Below are 25,051 nucleotides of genomic sequence, written 5' to 3'. Positions count from 1 at the left end.
AGGGTGGTCCGCGATGTATCCACGAGTCACCGCCGTCCTCGTCGCGCGCAACGGCGCGGCCTATCTGGAACGAACCCTCGCGGCCCTGCGGGCGCAGACCCGTCAGCCCGACGCGACGGTGTTCGTCGACGGAGGCTCGAAGGACACGACCGACGAGCTCCTCGCGTCCTGGGGTCCGACGCAGCTCGTGCAGGTCGCCGAGCACCTCCCCTTCGGCCAGGCCGTGGCCCGCGCTGTCCGCGTGATGCAGCCGCCGGCCGGAGAGGACGAGTGGCTGTGGCTGCTCGCGCAGGACTCCGCCCCCGAGCCCGGCGCCCTCGCGGCGCTGCTGGGAGCCGTCGAGGTCGCCCCCTCCGTCGCGGTCGCCGGTCCCAAGATCATGGACTGGACGCGCTCCGGCTACATCCGCAGCTACGGCGAGTCGATCACCAAGCACGGCACGACCGTCCACCTCGTCGAGGACGAGCTCGACCAGGGCCAGCACGACTCCACGCCCGACGTCCTGGCCGTCGCCGCCGGCGGCATGCTCGTGCGCCACTCCCTCTGGGAGGAGCTCGGCGGCTTCGACCCCGGCCTGCCGGTCGTCGACGACGCGCTCGACTTCTCGATCCGCACCCGGCTCGCCGGACACCGGGTCAGCCGCGTGCCGGACGCCCGCGTCACCACCGCCCGCATCGGGCTGCAGCGCCCCGACGGCCGCCGCATCGACAGCGGCGAGCGGCGCCGGGCGCGCCAGCACCGCACCGCGCAGCTGCACCGCCGGCTCGCCTACGCGCCCGTCGCGCTCCTCCTCCTGCACTGGCTCTCGCTCGTCCCCCTGGCGATCGGCCGCGCGGTCGTGCGCCTGCTGCGCAAGCAGCCCGGGCTGGTCGGAGGGGAGCTGCTGGCGGCCCTCGTCGTCGCCTTCGGGGGGACGAAGGTGCTGCGGGCCCGCACCGTTCTCCGCTCGTCGAAGAACGTGGGCTGGAAGGCGATCGCGCCGCTGCGCATCCCGCTGGACGTGGTGCGGCAGCTGCGCTCGGTGCGCCACGACGCCGTGCGCGTGCAGGCCGGGCGGGACCGTCATCCGCTGCACTTCTTCCAGGGCGGGGGAGTGTGGGTCGTCCTCGTCGCCGCGCTCGCCGGCCTGGTGATCTACACGCCGCTCCTCGCTGCTCCCGCGCTCAGCGGCGGTGGTCTGCTGACGCTCTCGCCGACCGTCGGCGAGCTGTGGCGCAACGCGGCCTACGGCTGGCGCGACCTCGGCTCGGGGTTCATCGGCGCGGCGGACCCGTTCGCCTCCGTCCTCGCCGTGCTCGGCTCGCTGACCTTCTGGTCGCCCAGCTACTCGATGGTGCTGCTCTACCTCGTCGCGCTCCCCGCTGCCGCCCTCGGCGCCTGGCTGATGATCGCCCGGCTCACCCCGCGCGCGACCGCCCGCGCCGCCGGAGCCCTCGTCTACATCCTCGCTCCCGCCTTCTTCGCCGCGCAGGCCGACGGGCGCCCCGCCCCGCTGCTGGTGCACGTGCTGCTGCCCTGGCTCTTCTTCGCCGGGTTCAGCGCGTACCGCTCCTGGTCCGCCTCCGCGAGCGCCTCGATCCTGGCCGCGGCCGTCGTGGCGTGCGCGCCGGTGCTGGCCGTGCCGCTCCTGGTGATCTGGCTCGTCGTCGTCGCCACCTCGGGGCGGCGGATCGGCCGCTTCCTCGGCCTGCCGATCCCCGCGGCCGTCCTGCTCTTCCCGCTGGTGGTCGCCCGCGCACCGCGGGGCGACTGGCTCGGCGTCCTCGCGGATCCGGGCGTCCCGCTGCCCTCCGCGCAGTCGGACCTCGTCGCGCTGCTCGCCGGCTTCCCGGCCGGTCTGCCCGACGGATGGCTCGCGTTCCTCGGCGGTCTGGGGATCGGCGCCTCCGCCGCCCCGCTGGTCACGGCCGTGCTCGTCGTGCCGCTGATCGTCGCGGCGCTGGCCGCCCTCCTCCTCCCGAACAACCTCTCGGCCCTCGGCGGAGTCGGCGTGGCGGCGGCGGGTCTCGTGACCGCCTCGCTCGCCCAGGGCGTGCAGGTCGCGACCACCGGCTCCGAGGCGGTCTCCGTCTGGAGCGGTACCGGTCTCAGCCTCTACTGGCTCGGCCTGGTGATCGGCGCGTCGCTCTCGCTCGCCGCCGTGCGCTCCGTGCGCGTGGTGCCGGCGCTCGTCGTCACGGCCGCGGCAGCAGCACTGGTCGGTCCGCTCGCGGTGGCCTTCCCGTCCGGCGCCGGCACGTCCGTGTCGACCACGTCGGACCGCTCGCTCCCCGCCTACGTGGCGGCCGAGGCCCGGAACGACCCGCGGGTGGGCACGATCGTGCTCGTCCCGCAGGCGGACGGCGGCGTCCTCGCCCGGCTGGAGCGCGGAGCGGGCGCGACCCTCGACCAGCAGTCGACCCTCGCGAACACCGGCGCCGAGAGCACGGACGCGATCGACGAGCTGGCGGGCAACCTCGTCTCGCGGACGGGCTACGACGTCCCCTCCGCGCTCGAGAGCCTCGGCGTGCGCTTCGTCGTGCTGACCGAGCCGGCCGGCACCCAGGTCGGCGACGCGGCCGCCGCCGTGCGCGCGCGGGCGGCCGTCTCCCTCGACGGCAACGCGGCGTTCTCGGCCGTCGGCGACACCCGCTACGGGCTCCTCTGGACGGCCGTCGACACCGAGGGGACCCGCACCGAGGCCGCTCCGTCCGGCGTGGTCGGGCCCTTCGGGATCGCCTACACGATCGCCCTCCTCCTCGTCTTCGTCGTCGCCCTCCTGCTGGCGGTGCCCACCGGGCTCTCGCTCGAGCGGGGCCGCTCCAGCGGCGCGGTCGCCGGGATCGACGACGAGCCGGGCGAGGCCACCGGCCAGTTCGACGACGGGAACGACGATGTCTGACCCCGCCGACCAGGAGAAGCAGATGCCCGAGTCCTCCGCCCGCCGCTCCCGCGCGGAGCGCCGCGCCGATCGCGCCGCGGCCTCGACGCCCGATCGCGCACCCTCGGCCGCCCGTCGGCGCCGGACGGCCCTGCGCGGTGCGGTGGGCGCGGCCGGAGTCGTGATCGCCGCGGCCGCCGTGGTCGTGCCCCAGCTCCTCCCGTCCCCCCTGGTCTCGAGCGCCGCGGAGGGCGTCGTCGTGACGCCCGTCGCGGCCGACAGTTCGCTGGTCTGCGGCGGCGATCTGATCGACGCCGGAGAGCCGGAGCAGCTGCGCGCCCTCGACGGCGCGGCGACCGCGGTCCGGCCCGAGGGCTCCACCTCGGACCCCACGGTCCTCGACGAGGACGATGTCGCCGCACCGGGCACCGGCATCACCGGTCTGAGCGTGCCCGCGGGCTCCGACCCCGCTCCCGGTGGAGCCACCGTCCAGGCCATCGGCACGGACACCCTCTCCGGACTGTCCGCCCGCGCCTGCGCCGAGCCCTCGGCCGACAGCTGGCTCGTGGCCGGCTCGACCGACGTCGGGCGCACCTCCGTGCTGATCCTGGCGAACCCGAGCGAGGTCGCCTCCACCGTCGACCTCACGCTCTTCTCCGAGACCGGCACCGTCCAGGCCACCGGCGCCACGGGCATCGTCGTTCCGGCCGGAGCGGTCCGCGCGCTCCCGCTCGCGGGGCTCGCCCCCGGGGTCGTCCAGCCCGTCGTGCACGTGACCGCACGGGGCGGCGAGGTCGCCGCGAGCATGCAGAGCAGCGCCATCTCCGGCCTCACCCCGGAGGGCGTCGAGACCACCGGCCCCTCCGCCGGCCCGGACACGCTCGCCGTGATCGCCGGCTTCACCGTCACGTCGCCTCCGACCGAGACCGCGAGCGACGACGGCAGCGGTGGCGCGGGCAGCCCCGTGCTGCGCATCCTCACCCCCGGCGACGCCGACAGCACGGTCTCGGTCGAGGTCACCAACGAGGACCCGAGCGGGTCGGGCGCCTCCACCCAGGTCGTCGTCCCCGCCGGCCTCGTCGGCGAGGTCCCGCTCACGGGCCTGGCGGACGGCTCCTACCGCATCGTCCTGCGGGCCGATCAGCCGATCGTCGCGGCGGGGCGGACGACCTCGACCGGCTCGGCCGGCACGGACTTCGCCTGGTTCGCCTCCGGCACCGCGACCACGACGCCCTTCGGCGTCGCCGGCACGAGCGAGGGCGACGCGCGGCTGCACCTGGTCAACGGCAGCGACTCGACCGCCTCGGTCGAGATCGAGGCCCCGGGCGGCACCCGCACGCTCGAGCTCGGCCCGTTCGCGGCTCTCGCGACCCCGCTGGACGGCGACGGCGCGGTCGTCAGCAGCACCCAGCCCGTGCAGGCCTCGGTCTCGATCGCGCGCGACGGGCGGATCGCCTCGTACACCATCGTCCCGCCGGGACCGCTCTCCTCGCCGATCACGGTCTACTCGCACTGAGACGCGGGGCGGCGGCGCCTCGGCGGTGCCGGCGCCTCAGAGCTGCCGGCGCCTCAGGGGTGCCGGTAGCGGTCCGGGGAGATGTCCCACGGGTCGCGGCCGAGCAGCTCCGCGACGGCGCGGAACACGTAGCTCTCGATCAGCATGCGCTGGTGCCACTCGTCGCGGCGGTGCAGCTTCGCCAGGCGCTCGATCGGCACGCGGTAGAGCGTGATGCGGCGCGCGGCGTGGTCGACGCGCCACCGAGCGATGCCCGTGCCCTGCAGCCGGTCGGGGTCGACGTCGGGAGTCGCCGCGACGTCGACGCGGATGCCGGCGAGCTCCTCCGGCCAGGTGCCGCGCAGGTAGTCGAAGGCCGAGCCGATCGTCGCCTCGAAGAAGTCGGAGCGGGTCTGCAGCAGGGGGAGGTGCGGACCGGTGATCGGCCCTCGTGCGCCGCGGCCGTGCCGGTCGCGGGAGCCTCCGCGCGACCCGCTCGTCGGGCGAGCGGCGGAACGACGAGCACGGGGCATGGCTCCAGCCTATTGCTACTGTGGGCGGCGATGACCGGACGGCACTGCTCGCGGACGGGCTGCCGCGCGCCGGCCGTCGTCACGCTGACCTACGACTACCGCGACTCGCTGGTGGCGGTCGGGCCGCTGAGTCCTGCGCCGGATCCGCACGGCTACGACCTCTGCGCCGAGCACGACCGGCGGCTCCTCGTCCCGCGCGGCTGGCAGACCGTCCGCTACGGCGCGGGGCCCGCCTAGGCCGCTGCCGCGCGCGTCAGGGCCGCTCGGGGAAGCCGCGCGGCGTGCTCGAGAGCACGGGGGCCAGCCGCTCGAGGCGCTGGTCGGACAGCAGAAGTGCGCGCTCCTCCCGCGCCCGGCGGAGTGCGGCCACGGCGAGGAGGAAGTCCTCCGCGGGCGCGGCGGGCAGCGGGGAGACGTGGACCGCGGTCTCGTCGGCCAGCGCGGCGGCGAGCTGCGAGCGCGAAGGCTCCGTCATGCCGTGGCGCTGACGGAGGAACTGCGCCAGTCGGCGCGCCAGGGCGTCGGGGAGGCGCGCGGTGTCCGCGGTGACGGCCCAGCCCCGCAGCGGCTCCGGGATCTCGACGACCAGCGGCTCCGCGCGGGGAACGCGCTCGAGCTGGCTGTGCGTGCCCGCGAGGACGTCGCCGAGACGGCGCGATCGGCGCGAGAGGAGGCCGACGACCGCGGCGAGCCCGCCGAAGGTCATCAGGATCTCGAGGACGCCGGTGAGGCCGCGCACGAGGGCGTGCCGGAAGCCGATGGAACCGCCGTCGTCGCGGACGACGCGAGCGCCGACGGTGAGCTTCCCGAGCGAGCGGCCGCGACTGGCCGTCTCGACGGTGACCGGCACGATCACCACGGCGATGACGAGGGCCGCGATCGCCACGGCGGCCGAGGCGGCGGGGTCCAGGCCGCCGTCCCCGGAGAGGGAGGAGACCAGCAGGAACAGGCCCAGCGCGAGCAGGAGCTCCGCGATCAGGTCGATGATCGCGCCGACCGCGCGGAGCACGAAGGAGGTGACGGGCACCTCGAGCGCGATCGCCTCGCCGGTGACCAGGTCGGCGTCGTCGAACTCGGTCCGCTGCTCCTCCACGGTGCTCCTCCCGGATGCTCGGCCTCGGCGGCGTGCCTGGCTATCCTGTCAGGAGATGGACATCGACGCTCTCTCGGCCGCCCGCGCTGCGCAGTGGACCCGCCTCGACGAGCTCTCGCGCAGGCGCCGCCTGACCGGAGCCGAGGCGGACGAGCTGATCGAGCGCTACCAGGCGGCATCCGCGGACCTCGCCACGATCTCCTCCACCGCCGGATCGACGGCCGTCGGCACGCGGCTCGCCGTCTCGCTCTCGCGGGCTCGGGGACGCCTGACCGGCACGCGAGACGAGCCGCTCGCCGCGGTCTCCCGCTTCGTCGTCCTCTCGCTCCCGGCCGCTCTGCACCGGCTGCGCTGGCTGACGCTCGCCGTCGCCCTCGCGACCGCGGTGGTGGCGACGCTCTACGCGCTCTGGATCCTCGGCGACCCGCGCCTGCTCGCCGCGCTGGGCGACGACGAGGAGCTGCGGCGCTTCGCCCGAGGCGACTTCATCGACTACTACTCCGAGAACCCCGCCGCCTCGTTCGCCGGGCAGGTCTGGACCAACAACGCCTGGATCGCGGCGCAGTGCGTGGCCTTCGGGATCGTCGGCGTCTACGTGCCGTACATCCTGCTGCAGAACGCGCAGAACCTTGGCACGTCGATCGCGGTGATGTTCCATGTGGGGGAGGGCGACACGTTCTTCCTCTACATCGCGCCGCACGGCCAGCTCGAGCTGACGGCCGTGTTCGTCGCCGCGGCCGCGGGACTGCGGATCTTCTGGGCCTGGATCGCTCCCGGCGCGCGCACCCGCGGCCAGGCGCTCGCCGAGGACGCGCGGAGCCTGTTCACGGTGGCGATCGGCCTGGTCTTCGTGCTGCTCGTCTCGGGCGTGATCGAGGGGTTCGTCACTCCGGCGCCCTGGCCCTGGTGGCTCAAGATCGGGATCGGGGCGCTCGCCCTCGGCGCGTTCCTCTTCTACATGATCGTCGTCGGCGGGCGCGCGGTGCGGGCGGGGGAGACGGGCGACCTCGACCGGTTCGAGGCCGGGTCGCGGAGCATCGCGGCCGGCTGAGCCGAGCCGGACGAGCACGGCCGTCGAGTCGCGCTCCCGGGAGCGGCGACGGCCCCTCTCGCAGGTCAGAGCCGTCCGGCCGCCTTGAGGGCGAGGTAGCGGTCCGCGAGCGCCGGCGGGAGCGCGGAGGGGCTGCCGAGCACGACGTCCCCGCCGAGACGGCGGACGGCGGCCGAGAGCCGGTCGACGTCCGCGAGCGAGCGCTCCGCGGCGGCGGCGGAGTAGACCGCGGCCCGGTCGCTCCGGTCCTCCGCCATCCGCTGCAGCTCGGGGTCGAGCGCGCAGGCGACCACGACCGTGTGCACGCGGGTGAGCTGCGGGAGCACCGCGAGGAGCCCCTCCGCCGAGCCGACCGAGTCGAGCGCGGTGAGGAGCACCACCAGCGAGCGCTGGGAGACCAGGGTGCGCACCTGCGCGGGGACCGCCGCCCAGTCGGTCTCGATGAGCTGGGGCTGCACGGGGGCGAGGGCGTCCACGACGCGGGTCAGCACCTCCGTGCCGGTGGCGCCGTGCACGCGGGCTCGCCGGGTGCGGTCGAACGCGAGCACGTCGACCCGGTCGCCGGCCGAGGCCGCGAGGGCCGCCAGAAGGAGTGATGCCTCGATCGCCGTGTCCAGGCGCGGCTCGTCCTCGATCCGTGCGGCGGACGTGCGGCCCGTGTCGAGCACGACGATCACGCGCCGGTCGCGCTCCGGGCGCCAGGTGCGGACGACCGGCTCCCGGCGCCGCGCGGTCGCCCGCCAGTCGAGCGAGCGGACGTCGTCGCCGCGGACGTACTCGCGCAGGCTGTCGAACTCGGTCCCCTGGCCGCGGATCATCACGCTGGTCCGCCCCTCCAGCTCACGCAGCCGCGCCAGGCGCGAGGGCAGGTGGCGGCGGGAGCGGAAGGCGGGCAGCACCCGCACGACGGCCGGCGCGGCCCGCGTCGCCTGGCGGCCGGCCATCCCGAGCGGCCCGCGGGAGCGGATGGTGACGTGGAGTGCCCGGCGCTCGCCGCGGCGCAGCGGCTCCAGGACCGTGGTCACCGCGCGGCGCTCGCCCGGCGGCAGACGCAGGGGCGACCGGGTCTCGAGGGCACCGGCCGAGGGCTCCCAGGCGTCGCGGAGGACCCCCGTGATCCTCCTGCGGCCGGTGCTCGTGACCAGGAGGGTCGCCTCGGCCCTCTCGCCGAGCCGCACCCGGTCCGGCACCCGCCGCTCGAGCACCACGGCCCGGGGCGAGCCCGCGACCGCGACGTCGATCCCGACGAGGACCGCCCAGGCCAGGAGCCAGAGGCCGAGCACGGCGAAGGCGACCTCGGGGCGGCCGCCCAGGAGGACGACCGGCACCAGGCCGACGAGGAGGACGAGGACACTGCGTCCGGTGAGGTGCACGGCTCAGACCGGGACGCGGACCTGCTGCAGGATCCCGCCCAGGACGGCCTCGGTGCGGACGCCCTCGAGCTCCGCCTCCGGCTCCAGCTGGATGCGGTGGCGCAGCACGGGCAGAACCATCGCCTGCACGTGGTCGGGGGTGATCGAGCCGTAGCCGTTGAGCCAGGCCCAGGCGCGGGACGCCGCGAGCAGGGCGGTCGAGCCGCGGGGGCTGGTGCCGAGCTTGACGCTCGGGCTCTCGCGGGTGGCGCGGGCGAGGTCGACGATGTAGCCGAGGACGTCGGGACCGGCTCCGACTCGCCGGGCCGAGGCCTGGGCGGCGCGCAGACGAGCGGCGTCGAGCACGGGGCGCACGCCCGCGGCGTCGAGGTCGCGCGGGTCGAAGCCCGCGGCGTGGCGCGAGAGCACCTCCACCTCGACGTCGCGCGGCGGGATGTCGAGCACGAGCTTGAGCAGGAACCGGTCCAGCTGGGCCTCCGGGAGCACGTAGGTCCCCTCGTACTCGACCGGGTTCTGGGTGGCGGCGACGAGGAACGGGTCCGGCAGAGGCAGGGTGCGCCCGTCGACGCTGACCTGGCGCTCCTCCATCGCCTCGAGGAGCGCGGCCTGGGTCTTCGGCGGCGTGCGGTTGATCTCGTCCGCCAGCAGGAGGTTCGTGAAGACCGGGCCCTCGCGGAAGGCGAAGCCGGAGGTGGAGGCGTCGTAGACGAGGGAGCCGGTGATGTCGCCGGGCATCAGGTCCGGCGTGAACTGCACCCGGCGGGTGTCGAGGCCGAGCGAGACGGACAGGGCGCGCACGAGCAGCGTCTTCGCGACTCCGGGGACGCCCTCGAGCAGGACGTGGCCGCCCGCGAGGAGGGCGATCAGGAGCCCGGAGACGGCGCCGTCCTGGCCGACGACCGCGCGGCCGACCTCGGAGCGGACCCGGTCGAGCTCGGCGCGCAGGTCGTCGTCGGAGACCGGCGCTCCGTCGCGGGCGGAGGGGGTGGTGTCGCTCATCGGGAGGGGCCTTCCGGTCGTCGGGCGGTCGTCGGGGAGAGGGCGGCGCGGAGCGCGCTCTCGAAGCGGAGGAGCTCGTCGGAGGCGGCGACGAGGGCGGCGTCGTCGCCCGGCAGGTCGTCGACGAGCAGACGGCGCAGCGCGGCCTGACCGCGGCCGAGGCGCTCGGCGGCGACGGCGACGATCTCGTCGACCCCGGTCGCCGGAGCGAGTCCCAGGAGCGCGGCCGTCCGCCGGAGGGTGCCGATGCGCAGTGCGTCGAGGGCGCGGGGCCGGAGGGCTCCGCGCGCGTAGAGCCGCGCGCGGCCGCGGGCCGTCTCGCTCGCATGCACGACGACCGGCAGCGGCTCGACCGCGAGCGGGCCGAGCCGGCGGCCGCGCCAGACGGCGGAGGCGACGAACACGGCCACCAGCAGCAGGAGAGCCGGAGTCACCCAGCCGGGGGCGAGATCGGCGGGTGCAGGGGTGGTGCTCGCCGAGTCGGCGGCTCCGGCGCGGTACCAGACCAGCCGGTCCTCACCGCCGAGCAGTCCGAGTGCGAGAGCGGCGCGGCCGTCCTGGCCGATGGTGCCGTTGCGGAGGAGGTCGGCGTCGCCGATCGCGGTGACGTCGGCGCCCTGCGGGAACCCGGTGCTCACGAGCAGGAAGCCGTCGTCGCCTGAGGGGAAGCAGCCGACCGCGTCGCCGTCGTCGAGGATCCGATACGTGCTCCCTCCCGCGGGGAGCGTCCCGGCGCGCTCGGCCGCCGGGAGCGGGCACTCGGCGCGGAAGGGGCCGTCGCCGGCCGGGGAGCCGGCGAAGCGGACGTCCGGCAGCAGGGCGTCGAGCGCGGCTCCTCCCGGGGTCACCAGGACGAGCGAGGCCGAGGCGCGGGCGAGCCGGCGGTACTGGGCCTCGTCGAGGGCCACGTCCGGGTCGTCGACGAGCAGTGTCGCGTCCGGGGAGGAGGCGGCGAGAGCGGAGTCCAGGTCGTCGGCGCGGACGACCTCGACGCCCTGATCGCGCAGCACCTGGGCGAGCGCGCGGGCGCCGTCCGGGGTCGCGCTGTCGACGTCGAGGTCCGGGGCGGCCACCCGGGTCCCGGTCGCGACGGTGAGCAGCAGAGTGCCGACCGCGACGATCACGAGCAGGAGCACCCACACCCGTCCGCGGCGCAGCAGCGCGCCGAGGGTCGGGCTGGAGACCGTGTCGGCGCTCACCGGGGCGCCGCCAGGGCGTCCAGGACCGGCGAGGCCGCGGCGAGCCCGCGGTCCAGAGCCGCGACCCGCTCGTACTCGGCCGGGCCGCAGGGCTGCCCGAGGTAGCGCACGCGGTCGAAGTCGTCGGCCGTGCGGCGCAGCGCGGCGGCGGAGGAGGGGAAGGCCGCAGAGGCGCGCGACGCCAGGCCGAGCGCGGTCGTGCCGGGCGAGACCCGCAGGACGGTCCGCTCGTCGAGGGAGCGCACCAGGGCGCGGAAGCGCTCGACGAGCGCCTCGTCCCAGTCCCCGCGGGCGGCCGCGGCCTCGGCGAGCGAGCGGAGGGTCGCGGCCGAGCGGGTGTCGTCGTCGGCGAGAACCGCTCCCGTGACGGTGCTGCGGCGACCGGCGCGGGGCCGTCCCGCGATGACGAGCGCGGCGACCACGAGCGCCACCAGCACCAGCACGCCGATCACGGCGGCGATCGGCACCGGCGGGCCGTCGCCCTGCAGCGTGAGGGAGGCGAACCAGTCGCGCACCGCCTGCACCACCCGGTCGAAGAGGGTCGGCTCGGCCGCCCGGTAGCGCGGGTCGGCGAGCTCCTCGAGGAGGAGTCGGCGCGCCTGCTCCGCGTCGGGCTCGAGAGGGGCCGCGGCGAGGATCACGGGCGCTCCGGCACGGGGAAGGGATCGGGGGAGGGGCGGCCCGCCGCGCGCTCCTCGACGTGGCGCATCAGCACCAGGTCGAAGCCCTCGCGGCGCATCCGTCGGTCGAGGTAGACGAGGCCCGTCACGGCCGACTGGAGCACGGTGCCGACGGCGCCGATCACGAAGCCCACGGCGACGGAGGCGATCGTCACCACGAGCGAGGTGACGAGCTGCGCGTCCGGGTCGGTCGGGGCGATCAGGGCGCCGGCGATCGGGATGAGCAGGCTGAACGGCGTGGCCACGATCTGGCCGGCGACCTGGATGATCACGGTCATCAGCGCGAGCGCGCCGAAGGTGCGCCAGAAGCCGCCCGCCACCAGCCGCCAGGAGCGCGCCACCGCACGGCGCAGCGGCAGCCGCTCGACGACGATCAGGCTCGGAACCAGGGCGAGCTTCGTCGACAGCCAGACCCCCAGCCCGAGGGCGACCAGGCCGGAGCCGACGAGCACCAGGATCCCGCCGACGATCGCGCTCGACGTCCCGTCCATCGCTCCGATGACGAACAGCGGCACGGCGAGCGCCACGGCGAGGAGCACCAGGAGGAGGTAGCCGACGCCCTGCAGGACCGTCCAGCCGATCAGCGCCCAGAAGCGGCCCCGCAGCCGGGCGAGCAGCTGTCGGAAGGTCGCCCGCTCGCCGAGGACGCCGCGGGTGACCTCGAGCACGACCACGCCCTGCACGAGGGCACCGCTGGCGAGCGAGACGGCGAGGGGGATGAGGGCGGCCAGGACCACGACCGCGAGGGAGCCCGCGCCGACGGCGTCGCGGTCGGCGGACTCCGCCTGCGCGATGCGCCCGACGGCGAGCACCGCGATCAAGCCGTAGACCGCCAGGGCGAGCACCGACCCGAGGCCCTGCACCAGCAGGGCGACGCCCAGGGTCGTGCGGGGGCTGCGGCGGAGGACCTGGAACGGGGCGCCGAGCAGGGTGCCGAAGCCGAGCGGGCGCAGCGGCACGAGACCGGGCTTGGGCGGGGGAGTCCAGCCGGGCGCTGGGCGTCCGGGCGACCAGGGGCCGGCGCCGGCGGGCGACCAGGAGCCCCCGGCGGGACCGGGTGGTACGGGGCCTGCGCTCGGCGGCGCGGGCGACCAGGCCGGGGCGACGGGAGCGGGCAGCGGCCTGCGCCGGTCGTCGTCCTGCGCCGGGACGGCCGCGTCGTCCGGACGCCCTGCGGGCGGGGGCCACTGAGCTGCGTCGGTCATCCCCTCAATGCTGTCACAGGCGTGCGGGCGGGGTCCTCCCCCGAGCGGACCCCCTTCGCCCGCAGAGCCCGCTCCCCGCCCACGGAGAGGTGCGTCGGTTAGCCTGGGTCGGGTCACCGTGCGCGCCGTGGGCGGGCGCGACCCGAGACGAGGAAGAGCAGACCGATGAGCGCGCGCATTCTGGTGGTCGACGACGACGCCGCCCTGGCCGAGATGATCGGCATCGTCCTGCGCGCCGACGGGTACGACGTCTCCTTCTGCGCGGACGGCTCAGGCGCCCTCGAGGCCTTCCGGCGGGCCCGGCCGGACCTGGTCCTGCTCGACCTGATGCTGCCCGGGATCGACGGGATCGAGGTGTGCCGCGCGATCCGCGCCGAGTCCGGCGTCCCCGTCATCATGCTGACGGCCAAGTCCGACACCTCCGACGTCGTGCAGGGCCTCGAGTCCGGCGCCGACGACTACATGGTCAAGCCGTTCGACCCCAAGGAGCTCGTCGCGCGGATCAGGACGCGCCTGCGTCCCGCCACCGCCGCCGCGAACGCGGTGCTGCAGGTCGGGGACCTGAGCCTCGACGTCGCCGGCCACGAGGTCCGCCGCGGCGAGACGCGCATCGGCCTGACCCCGCTCGAGTTCGACCTCCTCCTCGCCCTCGCCTCCAAGCCCCAGCAGGTCTTCACCCGCGAGATGCTGCTCGAGCAGGTCTGGGGCTACCACTACAAGGCCGACACCCGCCTCGTGAACGTGCACGTCCAGCGCCTGCGCGCCAAGGTCGAGAAGGACCCGGACGACCCCCGCATCGTGATGACCGTGCGCGGCGTCGGCTACCGCGCCGGCGCCGTCCTCCCGGGCTGACCGTGCCGCGCCTCGCCGCTCCCGACGTGCGCCGGTGGCCCCGCCGCGTGCTCGGGGTGTGGCGCACGTCGCTGCAGTTCCGCGCGGTCGCGATCACGGTCCTGCTCAGCGGCATCGCCATCGGCTCGACCGGCGTCTACCTCTCGTACAGCATCAGCGACAACCTGTTCCAGTCGCGGCTGACGCAGGTCACGGGCGACACGTCGCGCGCGACCCGGGCCGCGCAGGGCTACCTCGACGCCGCCACCGTCTCCACCCGCCAGGACATGGAGGAGGTGATGAGCTCGGTGCGCACCGCCGTCCGGGACGCCTCCTCCTCCGCGCTGATCGCCGTCGTGCGCTCGCCCGACCAGGAGGCGTCCTCGCTGGCGCCTCAGGACATCTACAACCGCGAGCTGCAGAACGGCGTGATCAGCGACGCGCTGCGCGAGCGGGTGCAGGCGGGCTCCGACGGGCAGTACTGGCAGTCGGTGACGCTCGACGCCTCCGGTCAGCAGCAGCCCGGCATCCTCGTCGGCTCGACCCTCGAGCTGCCGAGCTCGGCCGGGCGCTACGAGCTGTACATCGGCTACTCCCTCGCGGACGCGGAGCGCACGCTCCAGTTCGTGCAGCAGGTGCTCAACGTGGCGGGGATCCTGCTCATCCTGCTGATCGGAGCGGTCAGCTGGGTCGTCGTGCGGATCGTCGTCGCCCCGGTCCGGGTCGCGGCCGAGACGAGCCAGCGCCTCGCCGCCGGCGACTTCGACGTGCGGATCCCCGAGCGGGGCCAGGACGTGATCGCGACCCTCGCCCGGTCCTTCAACGGCATGGCCGACAGCCTGCAGGACCGGATCAGCGAGCTCGCGACGCTCAGCCAGGTCCAGCAGCGGTTCGTCTCGGACGTCTCGCACGAGCTCCGGACGCCGCTGACGACGATGAAGCTGGCCGGGGACGTGCTCTACGACCAGCGCGAGGACTTCGCCCCGGTCGCCGAGCGCACGGTCGAGCTGCTGCACAGCCAGATCGACCGCTTCGAGAGCCTCCTCGCCGACCTGCTCGAGATCTCCCGCCACGACGCGGGGTCGGCCGAGCTCGAGCTCGAGCCGGTCAACCTGGTGAAGCTGGCCGGCGACGAGATCGAGGCGATGCGGGGGATCGCGGAGGCGAACGGCTCCCGGCTCACTCTCTCCGCCCCGGGCGGCTACTTCGACGCCGACCTCGATCCGCGCCGCATCCGTCGGATCGTCCGCAACCTGCTGGGCAACGCGATCGAGCACGGCGACGGCCGCGAGGTCGTCGTCACCGTCGACAGCAACGCCAGCGCGGTCGCCCTCGCCGTGCGCGACTACGGGCACGGCATGAGCAGCGAGGAGGTGGTGCGCGTCTTCGACCGCTTCTGGCGCGCCGATCCGTCCCGCCGCCGCACGCTCGGCGGCACCGGCCTCGGCCTCTCCATCGCGCAGGAGGACACCGCCCTGCACCACGGCTGGCTGCAGGTCTGGTCCGTGCCCGATCGCGGCGCCTGCTTCCGCCTGACCGTGCCCCGGCACCGCGGCGAGCGGATCGAGGCCTCGCCGCTCCCGCTGCCCCCGGTCGACGCGGGCGAGCAGGCCTACAGCGGCCCGATCGTCCTCCCGCCGCTGCAGGCTCCTCCGGTCGGGGCCGCGGGGGTGCTCCCGTGAGGCGCGGCGTCCTCCGCGCCGTCGCGGCCGCCGCGCTGCTCGCGTTCGGGCTGGCCGGGTGCGCCGGCATCCCGCGGGACGGCGACGTCGGAGTCGGACGGCCCGACACCGCGCCGCAGGACCTCCAGTACGACTTCCTCCCGTCGGGACCCGCCGTCGGTGCGTCGCAGCGCGACATCCTGACCGGCTTCATCGACGCCGCGTCGAGCCCGCAGAACAACTACAAGATCGCCCGCGAGTTCCTCTCCACCGGAGCCGACTGGACGCCGGGCGAGCACGTGACGGTCGACGAGGGCCAGCGCTCCGCCTCGCCGCAGTCGGGATCCACGCTCTCGCTGACGATCACGCCCGTCGCCGAGGTCGACGCGACCGGCGTCTACACCGACGTCGCCACCACGGCCGGCCTGACCCTCGACTACGGCTTCGTCCAGGAGAACGGCGAGTGGCGCATCAGCGCGCCGCCGAGCGGCGTGGTGATCGACCGCACCACCTTCGAGCAGGTCTTCTCGACGCACGCGCTCTACTTCTTCGACCCCGGATACCAGTACCTCGTGCCGGACCTGCGCTGGTTCGCCTCGCGCGCCGACAGCTCCACCAGCACCACGATCGTCACCGAGCTGCTGCGCGGCCCCACGCCGTGGCTGCGGGACTCCGCCGCCGTCGTGTCGGCCTTCCCGACCGGGACGACGCTGGCGGCCGAGACCGTCCCGGTCGAGTCGCAGCGCGCCGTGGTCGACCTGAACCCGGCCGCTCTCGAGGCCGATCCGGCGCAGTGGCGGCTGATGGCCCTGCAGCTGAACCGGAGCCTTGCGAACGTCTCGAACGTCACCGGAGTCGCGCTCTCGGTCGAGCAGAACCCGATCGACGTCCCCTCCGAGGTCACCGGCCTGCCGACCTCGCCCCGCGTCGACACCCGGCCGCTCGTGCTGACCGACGACGCCTTCGGATTCCTCGGCTCCTCCGGGCTGGCCGGCCTCGGGATCTCGGATCGGATCGAGGCGCTGCAGCCGCGGGCCGCGGTCCTCGGCGAGCAGCGCGGGGCCGACTCGGACGCATCGGCCGCCGTGCTCACCGCCGCGGGCGTGAGCCTCGTGGAGCCCGACGGTGCCGACGTCCTCCTCGACGCGCGGTCGGGCCTCGTCGCGCCGTCCATCGATCCGCTCGGGTACGTCTGGTCGGTGCCGTCGGCCTCGCCCGGGCAGCTGGTGGCGTACTCCGCGGACGGCTCGCGCTCGATGCAGGTCGCGACGGCCTGGAGCGAGGTCGAGTCGCTCGCCTCGATCGCCGTGTCGCGCGACGGCACCCGGATGCTGGCGCTCGCCCAGGACGGGCAGCAGGCCACGGTGCTGGTGGCCGGCATCACCCGCTCACGGGACGGCGACCCGGTGGCGGTCGGCGAGCCGGTCGTCCTCCGCTCGACCCTGGGGACCGCGGTCGCCGCGGCCTGGACGGACGAGCTCGACGTGGTGTCGGTCGTGCGCGGCTCGACGGGAGAGGACGCCGTCACGATGAACCTGCTCGGCGGAGGCGCCACGGCGCTCGGCACGACGACGGGCACGGTCCAGATCGCCGCGGGCAACACCTCGACCCAGGTCCGCATCCTCGCCGAGGGCGGGGAGCTCCGGCAGCAACGGGGCTCGGCCTGGCAGACGACCGCGACGGACATCCGGCTGCTCGTGACGCAGACCGGCATGGGGTCCTGACGGGTCCTGTCGGCGACGACGAGCCCTGTCGACGACGGCGCTCCCCGGATGCTCCTCCCCAGGCGCGTCGGGCGGGCGGATCGTCCCGATCCGACGGATCCACCCACCGCGCCGCGGCCCGGACGGCGAACGTGGAGGCATGCTCTCCGATCACCTGCTCGACGCCCTCGCCGTCCTCCTCCCGCTGGAGTGCCCCGCCTGCGGAGAGCCGACGAGCCGGGCGCCCTGTCCGGACTGCTCGGCCGACGCGGCCGCCTCGGCCTGCCTGCTGACCCGCGTCGTCGGACCGCCGGACGATCCGCTCCTCGTCGTCACCGGTGCCCCGTACGAGGGCACGGTGCGCCGCCTCGTCGTCGCGCTGAAGGAGGAGGGCCGCACGGCCAGCCTCGCCCCGCTCGGCGCGCTGCTGCGTCCCGCTCTCGGCGCGGCGCTCGCCGGCAGCCCCGCGATCCTGGTCGTCCCGCCCGGCTCCTGGCTCGGCCGCGTGCGGCGGGGCGCCGATCCCGTCGCGCAGCTGGTCGCCGCGGCGGGAGGGCGGGCGGCGCGTCCTCTCCGGCGGTCGCGGATGGTCCGCGACCAGGTCGGGCTCGGCCGCGTCGAGCGGCGCGGCAACCTCGACGGGGCGTTCCGCGCCCGCCGTCCGCTCTCGTCGTGGCCGCCGGTGGTCCTCGTCGACGACGTGGTCACCTCCGGCGCGACCCTGCTCGAGCTCCGGCGCGCCGTGCGTGCGGCCGGCGGGACGGTCCGGGCAGCGGCGGCCCTGGCCGGCACCGCGCAACGAGGAGGGAACGTAGCAGCAGAATCCGGACGAACTCCCGGTGACGATCCGGTGGCCGGGGTCTACGGTGGGGGCACGGCGTGAACGGTCCGCCCCGGAGAAAGGCGGCACGCCGTACTCGACTGGGAGGTTGTCATGGACATCGACATCACAGGACGCAACATCGACATCACCGATCGCTTCCGCGCGTACGCGACGGAGAAGTCGGACAAGGTGGCGCACCTCGCCGATCGTGCTCTCGCACTCGAGATCAAGGCGAGCAGGCACGCCGAGGGCAAGGGCTCGGCCGGCGGCGACCGCGTGGAGCTGACGCTGATCGGCAAGGGGCCCGTGGTCCGGGCCGAGGCGAGCGGAGCCGACAAGTACGCGGCGTTCGACGTCGCCATCGGCCGGCTGCTCGAACGGGTGAGACGCGCCAAGGACCGGAAGAAGGTCCATCGGGGCCAGCATCGGCCGACCTCGCTCCGCGACGCGGCCGCCGACGACTTCAGCGTCGTCGCCATCCAGCCGGCCGACGCGGCGGTGCTGGAGCAGCTGAGCACGGGCGTCATCCCCGTGCAGGAGGCGCCGGAGCCGGTGGAGGACGAGGTCGAGGAGCCGTACTGCCCCGTCGTCATCCGCAAGAAGGTCTTCGCCTCCGTCTCGATGACCGTCGACGACGCCGTCGACTACATGGAGCTGGTCGGACACGACTTCTACCTCTTCATCGACTCCGACACGAACCGCCCGAGCGTGGTCTACCGCCGCAAGGGCTGGGACTACGGCGTCATCGGCCTCGGCGACGAGGCCGACGAGCTCGCCGAGCAGGCCGCCGGCTGAGATCCGACCCCGGGCCCCGGAGCATCCGCTCCGGGGCCCTCCCCGTGCCCAGGCAGGGAGTCCGCCCAGGGCGGACGCGTCGCCCCGACCGCTCGCCGCCCGCCCCGGCTAGGCTGGTCGCGGTCCGCGCTCCGGCGCGCGACTCCTGTCTTCTACTTTTTTGGAGTACCCCGTGGCCTCTGTCCTCGAAAAGGTCCTTCGCGTCGGGGAGGGGCGGGTCATCCGCCGCCTCGAGAACTACGCGAAGGCCGTCAACGCCCTCGAAGAGGACTTCACGCACCTCAGCGACGAGGAGCTGAAGAACGAGACCGTCGAGCTGCGCGAGCGCTACTCGAACGGCGAGTCCCTCGACGACCTGCTGCCGGAGGCGTTCGCCGCCGTCCGCGAGGCCTCGCGCCGGACGCTCGGCCTCCGCCACTTCGACGTGCAGCTCATGGGCGGCGCCGCCCTGCACCTGGGCAACATCGCCGAGATGAAGACCGGAGAGGGCAAGACGCTCGTCGCGACCCTCCCGGCCTACCTCAACGCGATCGCCAGCCGCGGCGTGCACATCGTCACGGTCAACGACTTCCTCGCGTCGTACCAGTCCGAGCTGATGGGGCGCGTGTTCCGCGCCCTCGGCATGACGACCGGAGTGATCCTCTCGGGCCAGACCCCGGAGCAGCGCCGCGAGCAGTACTCGGCCGACATCACCTACGGCACGAACAACGAGTTCGGCTTCGACTACCTCCGCGACAACATGGCGTGGCAGGCGCAGGACATGGTCCAGCGCGGCCACTTCTACGCCATCGTCGACGAGGTCGACTCGATCCTCATCGACGAGGCCCGCACCCCGCTTATCATCTCCGGACCGGCGTCGGGCGAGGCGAACCGCTGGTTCGCGGAGTTCGCCAACCTCGCCAAGCGCCTCGACGAGGGCGAGGACTTCGAGGTCGACGAGAAGAAGCGCACCGTCGGCGTCCTCGAGCCCGGCATCGAGAAGGTCGAGGACTACCTCGGCATCGACAACCTCTACGAGTCGGCGAACACCCCGCTGATCTCGTTCCTCAACAACGCCATCAAGGCGCGCGCGCTGTTCAAGAAGGACAAGGACTACGTCGTGCTGAACGGCGAGGTCCTGATCGTCGACGAGCACACCGGCCGCATCCTGGCCGGACGCCGCTACAACGAGGGCATCCACCAGGCCATCGAGGCGAAGGAGGGCGTGCAGGTCAAGGCCGAGAACCAGACCCTGGCCACCGTCACGCTCCAGAACTACTTCCGCCTCTACGCGAAGCTCTCCGGCATGACCGGAACGGCCGAGACCGAGGCCGCCGAGTTCATGTCGACCTACAAGCTCGGCGTCGTCCCGATCCCGACGAACCGCAAGATGCAGCGGATCGACAACGCCGACCTCGTCTACAAGAACGAGCAGGTCAAGTTCGCCCAGGTCGTCGAGGACATCGCGGAGCGCCACGCGGCCGGGCAGCCGGTCCTCGTCGGCACGACCAGCGTCGAGAAGAGCGAGTACCTCTCGCGCCTGCTCGCCAAGAAGGGCGTGCGCCACGAGGTCCTGAACGCCAAGAACCACGCGCGGGAGGCGGCCATCGTCGCCCAGGCCGGCCGCCTCGGCGCCGTCACCGTCGCGACCAACATGGCCGGTCGAGGCACCGACATCATGCTCGGCGGCAACGCCGAGTTCCTCGCGGTCTCCGAGATGACGGCCAAGGGCCTGAACCCCTCCGAGACTCCGGAGGAGTACGAGGCCGCGTGGGACGAGGTCTTCGCCGCCGTCAAGGAGAAGGTGGGCGAGGAGGCCGAGAAGGTCCAGGCCGCCGGCGGCCTCTACGTGCTCGGCACCGAGCGCCACGAGTCGCGCCGCATCGACAACCAGCTCCGCGGACGCTCGGGGCGCCAGGGCGACCCGGGGGAGAGCCGCTTCTACCTCTCGCTCACCGACGACCTCATGCGCCTGTTCAACTCCGGCGCCGCCGAGGCGCTCATGGGCCGCGGCAACGTCCCGGACGACATCGCCATCGAGTCGAAGGTCGTCTCGCGCGCCATCCGCAGCGCCCAGTCGCAGGTCGAGGCCCGCAACGCCGAGATCCGCAAGAACGTCCTCAAGTACGACGACGTCCTCAACCGCCAGCGCGAGGCGATCTACTCGGACCGCCGCCACATCCTCGAGGGCGACGACCTGCACGAGCGCACCCAGAAGTTCCTCGTCGACGTGATCGACGAGATCCTCGAGGTGCACACCGGCGACGGTAACGGCGACGACTGGGACTTCGACGCCCTCTGGACCGAGCTGAAGACGCTGTACCCGATCAGCCTCACCATCGACGAGGTGGTGCAGGAGGCGGGCAGCCGCGGTCGCATCAACAAGGAGTTCATGCGCCGCGAGATCCTCTCGGACGCGCAGCTCGCCTACCAGCGCCGCGAGGAGCAGCTGGGCTCTCCCGCCATGCGCGAGCTCGAGCGCCGTGTCGTGCTCTCGGTGATCGACCGCCGCTGGCGCGACCACCTCTACGAGATGGACTACCTCAAGGACGGCATCGGCCTGCGCGCGATGGCCCAGCGCGACCCGCTGGTCGAGTACCAGCGCGAGGGCTTCGCCCTGTTCCAGCAGATGATGGGGCAGATCCGCGAGGAGACCGTCGGCTTCCTCTTCAACCTCGAGGTCGAGGTGACCCAGAAGCAGGGCGAGGTCGCCGGAGTCGCGGCCAAGGGCCTCGCTCAGCCGGTCGCTCCGGCCGAGAAGCTCAGCTACTCGGCCCCGAGCGACACCGGCGGCGTCGAGGTCCGCGACCAGCGCGGACAGGTGCAGCAGGCGGCCACCGCGAAGGCCCGCGCCGAGGAGGCCCGCAAGGCGCTCCCCGAGGGCGAGGCGGAGGAGACTCCGACGACCGGCGCCTTCGGCCAGAAGCCGGGCGGCTCGGACGCCCCCGCCAACCGCGAGGAGCGACGCGCGCAGTCCAAGCGCCGCTGAGTCCTCCCCGGACGACGCCGACGGCCCCGGCTCCGCAGCAGCGGGTGTCCGGGGCCGTCGGCGTTCCTGCGGAGGCTCGGACCCCGCCTCGCCCGCCGTCAGGACTCGCCGCGCGCGAGGGCCGAGACGGAGCCGCCGGCGAAGGTGTCGCCGAGGCCGATCGTCGTCGGCCGGTCCGTCTCGAGGACGAGCCCGGGGACGCAGCAGGCCTCGAGCGTCGACTCCACCGCTGCGCACACCGCTTGTGAGCCGGGCTGGGGAGGGAGTCCGCCGACGCAGTCGTAGTCGGCGGCGGTGAAGCCGTCCCCGAGGAGGTCGCGGAGCTCGGTCGCGCGGATCATCTCGTCACCGCGGCCCCCGGAGCTCGAGGAGGCCCTGCGCGACAGGGGGGTGGAGATCGTGCTCCCGGCCGGTGCGGCCGCCCGGGAGCGCTGACCCGCTCCTCACAGCACGTTGATCGCGGTGGCACGCCAGCGCGCGTCCGTGCCTTCGAGCCGGATCGCGACGGCCCGGCTCCGTGCGCGGTGATGCACCAGCACGACTCCCTCGACGACACCGTCCCGCGGCTCCGTGACGATCACCCGTCCGACCGTGAACGGGACGCGCTGCGCCGTCCGCTTCCGCAGGCTGCGGGCGCGGGCCGCGAGCACGACCCGCTTCTGCAGGTGGTGGTAGACCTCGTCGCTCAGCCACCGCGCGATCTGGTCGATCTCGCGCGAGCCCTCGAGGATCTCGATCACGAGGTGCGTGAGCCGGGCGAGCAGGGGCTCCGGTTCGGGCAGCTCCGCGCGGGTCGCAGGCTGCGGGGCGAAGAACTCCGCGAGGGTGAGCCGCTCCACGGCCGCCTCGGGGTCGAGGGGGAGGGTGCGGTAGTCGAAGGCGTGGAGGGGAAGGCTCATGCGGCGATCTCCTGGGGCAGGACGAGCTGTTCACGGGTCCGGGTCACCTCTCTGCTCGACGGGCGGGGCGCGCTGGGTCGGCACGCGAGGACGACCTCATCGAAGCAGTCGAGGGATGCTCATGGAAGGCAGGGGCGCAGACTGTGGATAATCGTCGGCCGTCCCGAGCTGTGGACAGCGAGCCCGGCGTGCGCCGCCCGGCCGCGCCCTAGGCTTGTCGGGTGTCGACCCTCAGTGACCTCGTCCTCTCCCACGGCCGATCCGACGAAGCGGACGTCGAGTGGCTGCACCTGCTCGTCGGCGACCTGCAGCTGCTCGCCGACCTGGCCTTCGCCGACATCGTGCTCTGGGTGCCCACGGCCGACGACAGCTTCGTCGCCGTCGCCCACGCGCGCCCCAGCAGCGCGGCGACGCTCTTCTACCGCGACTTCGTCGGGCAGAGGATCAAGTCGGAGTGGCGCGCCCAGGTCGTCGAGGCGTTCGAGACCGCGCGGATCGTCGACACCTCCGCCCCGGACTGGTTCGAGGAGACGCCCACCCGCGTGCGCGCGGTGCCCGTCCTGCGCCGCCTGGGGGCCTCCGACGGCGGGACGACGGACCGCCCCATCGCGGTCGTCACGCGCCACACCAACCTCAGCGAGACGCGCACGCCGAGCCGGCAGGAGCTGACGTTCAACGACTGCGCGAACGACCTCTTCTCGATGATCGCCTCGGGTGACTTCCCGGACCTGGGCGCGCCGACCGGTCCTCGTCGCGGGGCGCCGCGCGCGTCCGACGGACTGATCCGCCTGGACGTCGACGGCGTCACCACGTTCGCGAGCCCCAACGCCCTCTCGGCGTTCAACCGCATCGGCTTCGCCGACGAGCTCGAGGGGGAGTCGCTCGCCGAGGTCACCACGAAGCTGATCGCGGGGAAGGTCGTCATCGACGAGTCGCTCCCGCTGGTCGTGACCGGCCGGGCGCCGTGGCGCACCGACATCGAGGCCCGCGGAGTGACGGTGTCGCTGCGCGCGATCCCGATCCGCGACCGCGGCGAGCGGGTCGGCGCCGTCGTCCTGTGCCGCGACGTGACGGAGCTGCGCCACCAGGAGCGGGAGCTCATCACCAAGGACGCGACGATCCGCGAGATCCACCACCGCGTGAAGAACAACCTGCAGACCGTGGCCTCGCTGCTGCGGATCCAGGCCAGGCGCACCCACTCCGACCTCGCCCGGGAGGCGCTCACGCAGGCGATGCGCCGCGTCGCCGCCATCGCGGTCGTGCACGACACGCTCTCGGAGGGGCTGAACCAGAACGTCGACTTCGACGCGGTCTTCGACCGGGTGCTGCTGCTGATCGCCGAGGTCGCCTCGACCCACAACACCACGGTGCACCCGAAGCTGACGGGGAGCTTCGGCAACCTGCCCAGCGAGTACGCGACTCCGCTCGCGCTCGCCCTGACCGAGCTGGTCACCAACGCCGTCGAGCACGGCCTGGCCGGACGGGAGGGCGACGTGGAGATCGTCGCCTCGCGCAGCGATGACGAGCTCACGGTGAAGGTGCGCGACACGGGCGTCGGGCTGCCGGAGGGCAAGGTCGGATCGGGCCTGGGCACGCAGATCGTGCGCACGCTCATCCAGGGCGAGCTCGGCGGCACCATCGACTGGCACACGCTGGTCGGGCGCGGCACCGAGGTCACCATCGAGGTGCCGCTGCGGTGGCTGGAGCGCGCCCGCTCCTGAGCCCGGAGACGACGCGACCCCCGCTGCCGAGAGGCGACGGGGGTCGGGATCGTTCGTGCCGCCGAGCGGCTCGTGCGCCTAGGAGGCGCGGCGTGCGCGGGCGGCGCGGCGCTTCAGGGCGCGACGCTCGTCCTCGCTGAGGCCGCCCCACACGCCCGAGTCCTGGCCGGTCTCGAGGGCGTACTGGAGGCAGACCTCGGTGACGGTGCAGCGTGCGCACACCGACTTCGCCTTCTCGATCTGGTCCACGGCCGGGCCGGTGTTGCCGACCGGGAAGAAAAGCTCGGGGTCTGCGGTGAGGCAAGCGGCCTTGTCGCGCCAGTCCATGCGGGTGCTCCTTGTGTGAAGGCGTGCGTGGAGGAACCACGCAGTGTTCGGGTGGGATGATCGATCCACGCCGACGATCCCGACCAGTACTCGACCTCCGCGCCCTCACCGGCGCACGCCACGAGGCCCCGTGCTGGAGCGCGGGGTGGATCGGGGTGGTGGACGGGAGAACGCTCGGTTCTTGCCGGTGCACTCGACGCGATGCGCGAGCACTGCGTCGGCCGCCCGGCTCCAGTGCTGGTCATCCGGCTCGCCCCCGTGCCTGACGGCACGGCGGGATCGGATGTTCACATCGGCGGAAACCCACGACCCTGTGAGCGGTGAAACGAACTGGACTAGCCTGTCACGGGGATGAGCCCGAATCAAGAGTCCTGGATGGGATGTGCCTGTGACCGCTGACGCGAACGGGTCCCGCGGACCCCGCCCGACCGCCTCCCGGCCGCTCGGTCTGGTGGTGCTGATCGCGGTCCTGGCCCTCGAGACGCTCGCCGTGGCCGGGGTCGCGGCGTGGCTCGTGCTCGAGCTGCTGACGACCCGGGCCGACACGGTCGGCGGAGGGATCGCCATCGTCGTCCTCGCGCTGATCGCCGTGTGCTGGGCCGCCGCGACGACGCTCGGCGCCGTGCGACGGCGCGGCTGGATGCGCGCGTCGGCGCTGACGATCCAGCTGGTGATGATGGCCGTGGCGCTCGGCGCCTTCCAGGGCCAGTACGCCGTGCCCGACATCGGCTGGGCGCTGCTGGCGCCGGCCGTGTTAGCCGTCGTCGCGCTGTTCCTCCCGAGCGTGGTCGCCGCCACTCGTCGCGATCCGGCCGTGTAGCCGGACGGCTGGCGC

General features: G+C 74.0%; 22 protein-coding genes. 12 read left to right on the top strand and 10 right to left on the bottom strand.

The genetic code is table 11. The features are described from left to right. Positions 1-13 precede the first annotated feature (13 nt). The gene (locus C5C95_RS07100; protein ID WP_104324129.1) at positions 14-2,881 is read left to right on the top strand and encodes a glycosyltransferase family 2 protein; all 2,868 of its coding nucleotides are present in this window, start codon (positions 14-16) and stop codon (positions 2,879-2,881) included. Then, positions 2,874-4,376: a DUF5719 family protein gene (locus C5C95_RS07095; RefSeq protein ID WP_146087065.1), complete on the top strand. Its 1,503-nt coding sequence runs from the start codon at positions 2,874-2,876 to the stop codon at positions 4,374-4,376. The genes C5C95_RS07100 and C5C95_RS07095 overlap by 8 nt, the downstream gene beginning before the upstream one ends. Before the next feature lie 53 nt (positions 4,377-4,429). Here the strand turns inward: C5C95_RS07095 and C5C95_RS07090 are convergent, their stop codons facing one another. Further along, positions 4,430-4,888: a metallopeptidase family protein gene (locus C5C95_RS07090; protein WP_104224142.1), complete on the bottom strand. Its 459-nt coding sequence runs from the start codon at positions 4,886-4,888 to the stop codon at positions 4,430-4,432. Between the two features lie 30 nt (positions 4,889-4,918). Here C5C95_RS07090 and C5C95_RS07085 point away from each other — a divergent pair, with 30 nt between their 5' ends. Next, positions 4,919-5,125: a DUF3499 family protein gene (locus tag C5C95_RS07085; protein WP_104324127.1), complete on the top strand. Its 207-nt coding sequence runs from the start codon at positions 4,919-4,921 to the stop codon at positions 5,123-5,125. A gap of 16 nt (positions 5,126-5,141) precedes the next feature. Here C5C95_RS07085 and C5C95_RS07080 read toward each other — a convergent pair whose 3' ends face one another. Beyond that, the gene (locus tag C5C95_RS07080; RefSeq protein ID WP_104224140.1) at positions 5,142-5,981 is read right to left on the bottom strand and encodes an RDD family protein; all 840 of its coding nucleotides are present in this window, start codon (positions 5,979-5,981) and stop codon (positions 5,142-5,144) included. A 55-nt stretch (positions 5,982-6,036) separates the two neighbouring features. On the opposite strand from C5C95_RS07080, the gene C5C95_RS07075 reads away from it, so the two are divergent. After that, on the top strand, positions 6,037-7,032 hold the full coding sequence (locus C5C95_RS07075; RefSeq protein ID WP_104232803.1) for a stage II sporulation protein M: 996 nt from the start codon (positions 6,037-6,039) through the stop codon (positions 7,030-7,032). A gap of 65 nt (positions 7,033-7,097) precedes the next feature. On the opposite strand, the gene C5C95_RS07070 is transcribed toward C5C95_RS07075, so the two are convergent. From C5C95_RS07070 to C5C95_RS07050, 5 genes are read right to left on the bottom strand one after another with little or no spacing between them, the layout of a single operon-like run. Beyond that, the gene (locus tag C5C95_RS07070) at positions 7,098-8,405 is read right to left on the bottom strand and encodes a DUF58 domain-containing protein (protein ID WP_104324126.1); all 1,308 of its coding nucleotides are present in this window, start codon (positions 8,403-8,405) and stop codon (positions 7,098-7,100) included. A 3-nt stretch (positions 8,406-8,408) separates the two neighbouring features. Then, positions 8,409-9,404, bottom strand: a complete 996-nt coding sequence (locus tag C5C95_RS07065) for a MoxR family ATPase (RefSeq protein WP_104224137.1) — start codon at positions 9,402-9,404, stop codon at positions 8,409-8,411. After that, complete coding sequence (locus tag C5C95_RS07060; protein WP_104324125.1) at positions 9,401-10,603, bottom strand: DUF4350 domain-containing protein; 1,203 nt, start codon at positions 10,601-10,603, stop codon at positions 9,401-9,403. The genes C5C95_RS07065 and C5C95_RS07060 overlap by 4 nt, the downstream gene beginning before the upstream one ends. Next, on the bottom strand, positions 10,600-11,244 hold the full coding sequence (locus C5C95_RS07055; RefSeq protein WP_104324124.1) for a DUF4129 domain-containing protein: 645 nt from the start codon (positions 11,242-11,244) through the stop codon (positions 10,600-10,602). The genes C5C95_RS07060 and C5C95_RS07055 overlap by 4 nt, the downstream gene beginning before the upstream one ends. After that, positions 11,241-12,488 (bottom strand): hypothetical protein, encoded by a 1,248-nt coding sequence (locus C5C95_RS07050; RefSeq protein WP_146087064.1) that lies wholly within the window; start codon positions 12,486-12,488, stop codon positions 11,241-11,243. Before C5C95_RS07050 ends, C5C95_RS07055 begins: the two co-directional genes overlap by 4 nt. A gap of 165 nt (positions 12,489-12,653) precedes the next feature. Here C5C95_RS07050 and mtrA point away from each other — a divergent pair, with 165 nt between their 5' ends. The 6 genes from mtrA to secA all read left to right on the top strand — a co-directional run bounded on the left by mtrA (position 12,654) and on the right by secA (position 21,269). Continuing rightward, complete coding sequence (gene mtrA / locus C5C95_RS07045) at positions 12,654-13,340, top strand: MtrAB system response regulator MtrA (protein ID WP_104224133.1); 687 nt, start codon at positions 12,654-12,656, stop codon at positions 13,338-13,340. A 26-nt stretch (positions 13,341-13,366) separates the two neighbouring features. Continuing rightward, entirely contained in the window at positions 13,367-15,001 is a 1,635-nt protein-coding gene (gene mtrB, locus C5C95_RS07040; RefSeq protein ID WP_244230606.1) for an MtrAB system histidine kinase MtrB, read from the top strand. Continuing rightward, entirely contained in the window at positions 14,998-16,704 is a 1,707-nt protein-coding gene (locus C5C95_RS17405) for an LpqB family beta-propeller domain-containing protein (RefSeq protein WP_104324123.1), read from the top strand. Before mtrB ends, C5C95_RS17405 begins: the two co-directional genes overlap by 4 nt. 139 nt (positions 16,705-16,843) lie before the next feature. Beyond that, complete coding sequence (locus C5C95_RS07030; protein ID WP_104255254.1) at positions 16,844-17,566, top strand: ComF family protein; 723 nt, start codon at positions 16,844-16,846, stop codon at positions 17,564-17,566. 51 nt (positions 17,567-17,617) lie between these two features. After that, positions 17,618-18,301 (top strand): ribosome hibernation-promoting factor, HPF/YfiA family, encoded by a 684-nt coding sequence (hpf, locus tag C5C95_RS07025; protein WP_104224131.1) that lies wholly within the window; start codon positions 17,618-17,620, stop codon positions 18,299-18,301. A gap of 172 nt (positions 18,302-18,473) precedes the next feature. Further along, positions 18,474-21,269, top strand: coding sequence for a preprotein translocase subunit SecA (gene secA, locus C5C95_RS07020; RefSeq protein ID WP_104225488.1), 2,796 nt, complete (start codon positions 18,474-18,476; stop codon positions 21,267-21,269). Between the two features lie 98 nt (positions 21,270-21,367). Here the strand turns inward: secA and C5C95_RS07015 are convergent, their stop codons facing one another. Both C5C95_RS07015 and C5C95_RS07010 read right to left on the bottom strand, forming a co-directional pair. Continuing rightward, positions 21,368-21,610 carry a hypothetical protein gene (locus tag C5C95_RS07015; protein ID WP_104324122.1) on the bottom strand — a complete coding sequence of 81 codons (243 nt, stop codon included), beginning with the start codon at positions 21,608-21,610 and terminating at the stop codon, positions 21,368-21,370. A gap of 102 nt (positions 21,611-21,712) precedes the next feature. Continuing rightward, positions 21,713-22,168, bottom strand: a complete 456-nt coding sequence (locus C5C95_RS07010) for an Rv3235 family protein (RefSeq protein ID WP_219812255.1) — start codon at positions 22,166-22,168, stop codon at positions 21,713-21,715. A 221-nt stretch (positions 22,169-22,389) separates the two neighbouring features. Between C5C95_RS07010 and C5C95_RS07005 the strand changes: the two genes are divergently transcribed. Next, a complete protein-coding gene (locus C5C95_RS07005) occupies positions 22,390-23,889 on the top strand; it encodes a sensor histidine kinase (protein ID WP_104224128.1) in 1,500 nt (499 codons plus the stop codon). Positions 23,890-23,967: 78 nt separating this feature from the next. On the opposite strand, the gene C5C95_RS07000 is transcribed toward C5C95_RS07005, so the two are convergent. Continuing rightward, positions 23,968-24,216 (bottom strand): WhiB family transcriptional regulator, encoded by a 249-nt coding sequence (locus C5C95_RS07000; RefSeq protein ID WP_055788231.1) that lies wholly within the window; start codon positions 24,214-24,216, stop codon positions 23,968-23,970. A gap of 388 nt (positions 24,217-24,604) precedes the next feature. Here C5C95_RS07000 and C5C95_RS06995 point away from each other — a divergent pair, with 388 nt between their 5' ends. After that, on the top strand, positions 24,605-25,036 hold the full coding sequence (locus C5C95_RS06995; RefSeq protein WP_104266808.1) for a hypothetical protein: 432 nt from the start codon (positions 24,605-24,607) through the stop codon (positions 25,034-25,036). Positions 25,037-25,051: the final 15 nt, after the last annotated feature.

The sequence above is a fragment of the Rathayibacter sp. AY1B7 genome, assembly GCF_002932735.1.
Classification (GTDB): Bacteria; Actinomycetota; Actinomycetes; order Actinomycetales; family Microbacteriaceae; genus Rathayibacter.
The sequence above is the reverse complement of the archived record's forward strand: the minus strand, read 5'-3'. Positions and strand labels throughout refer to the sequence as shown.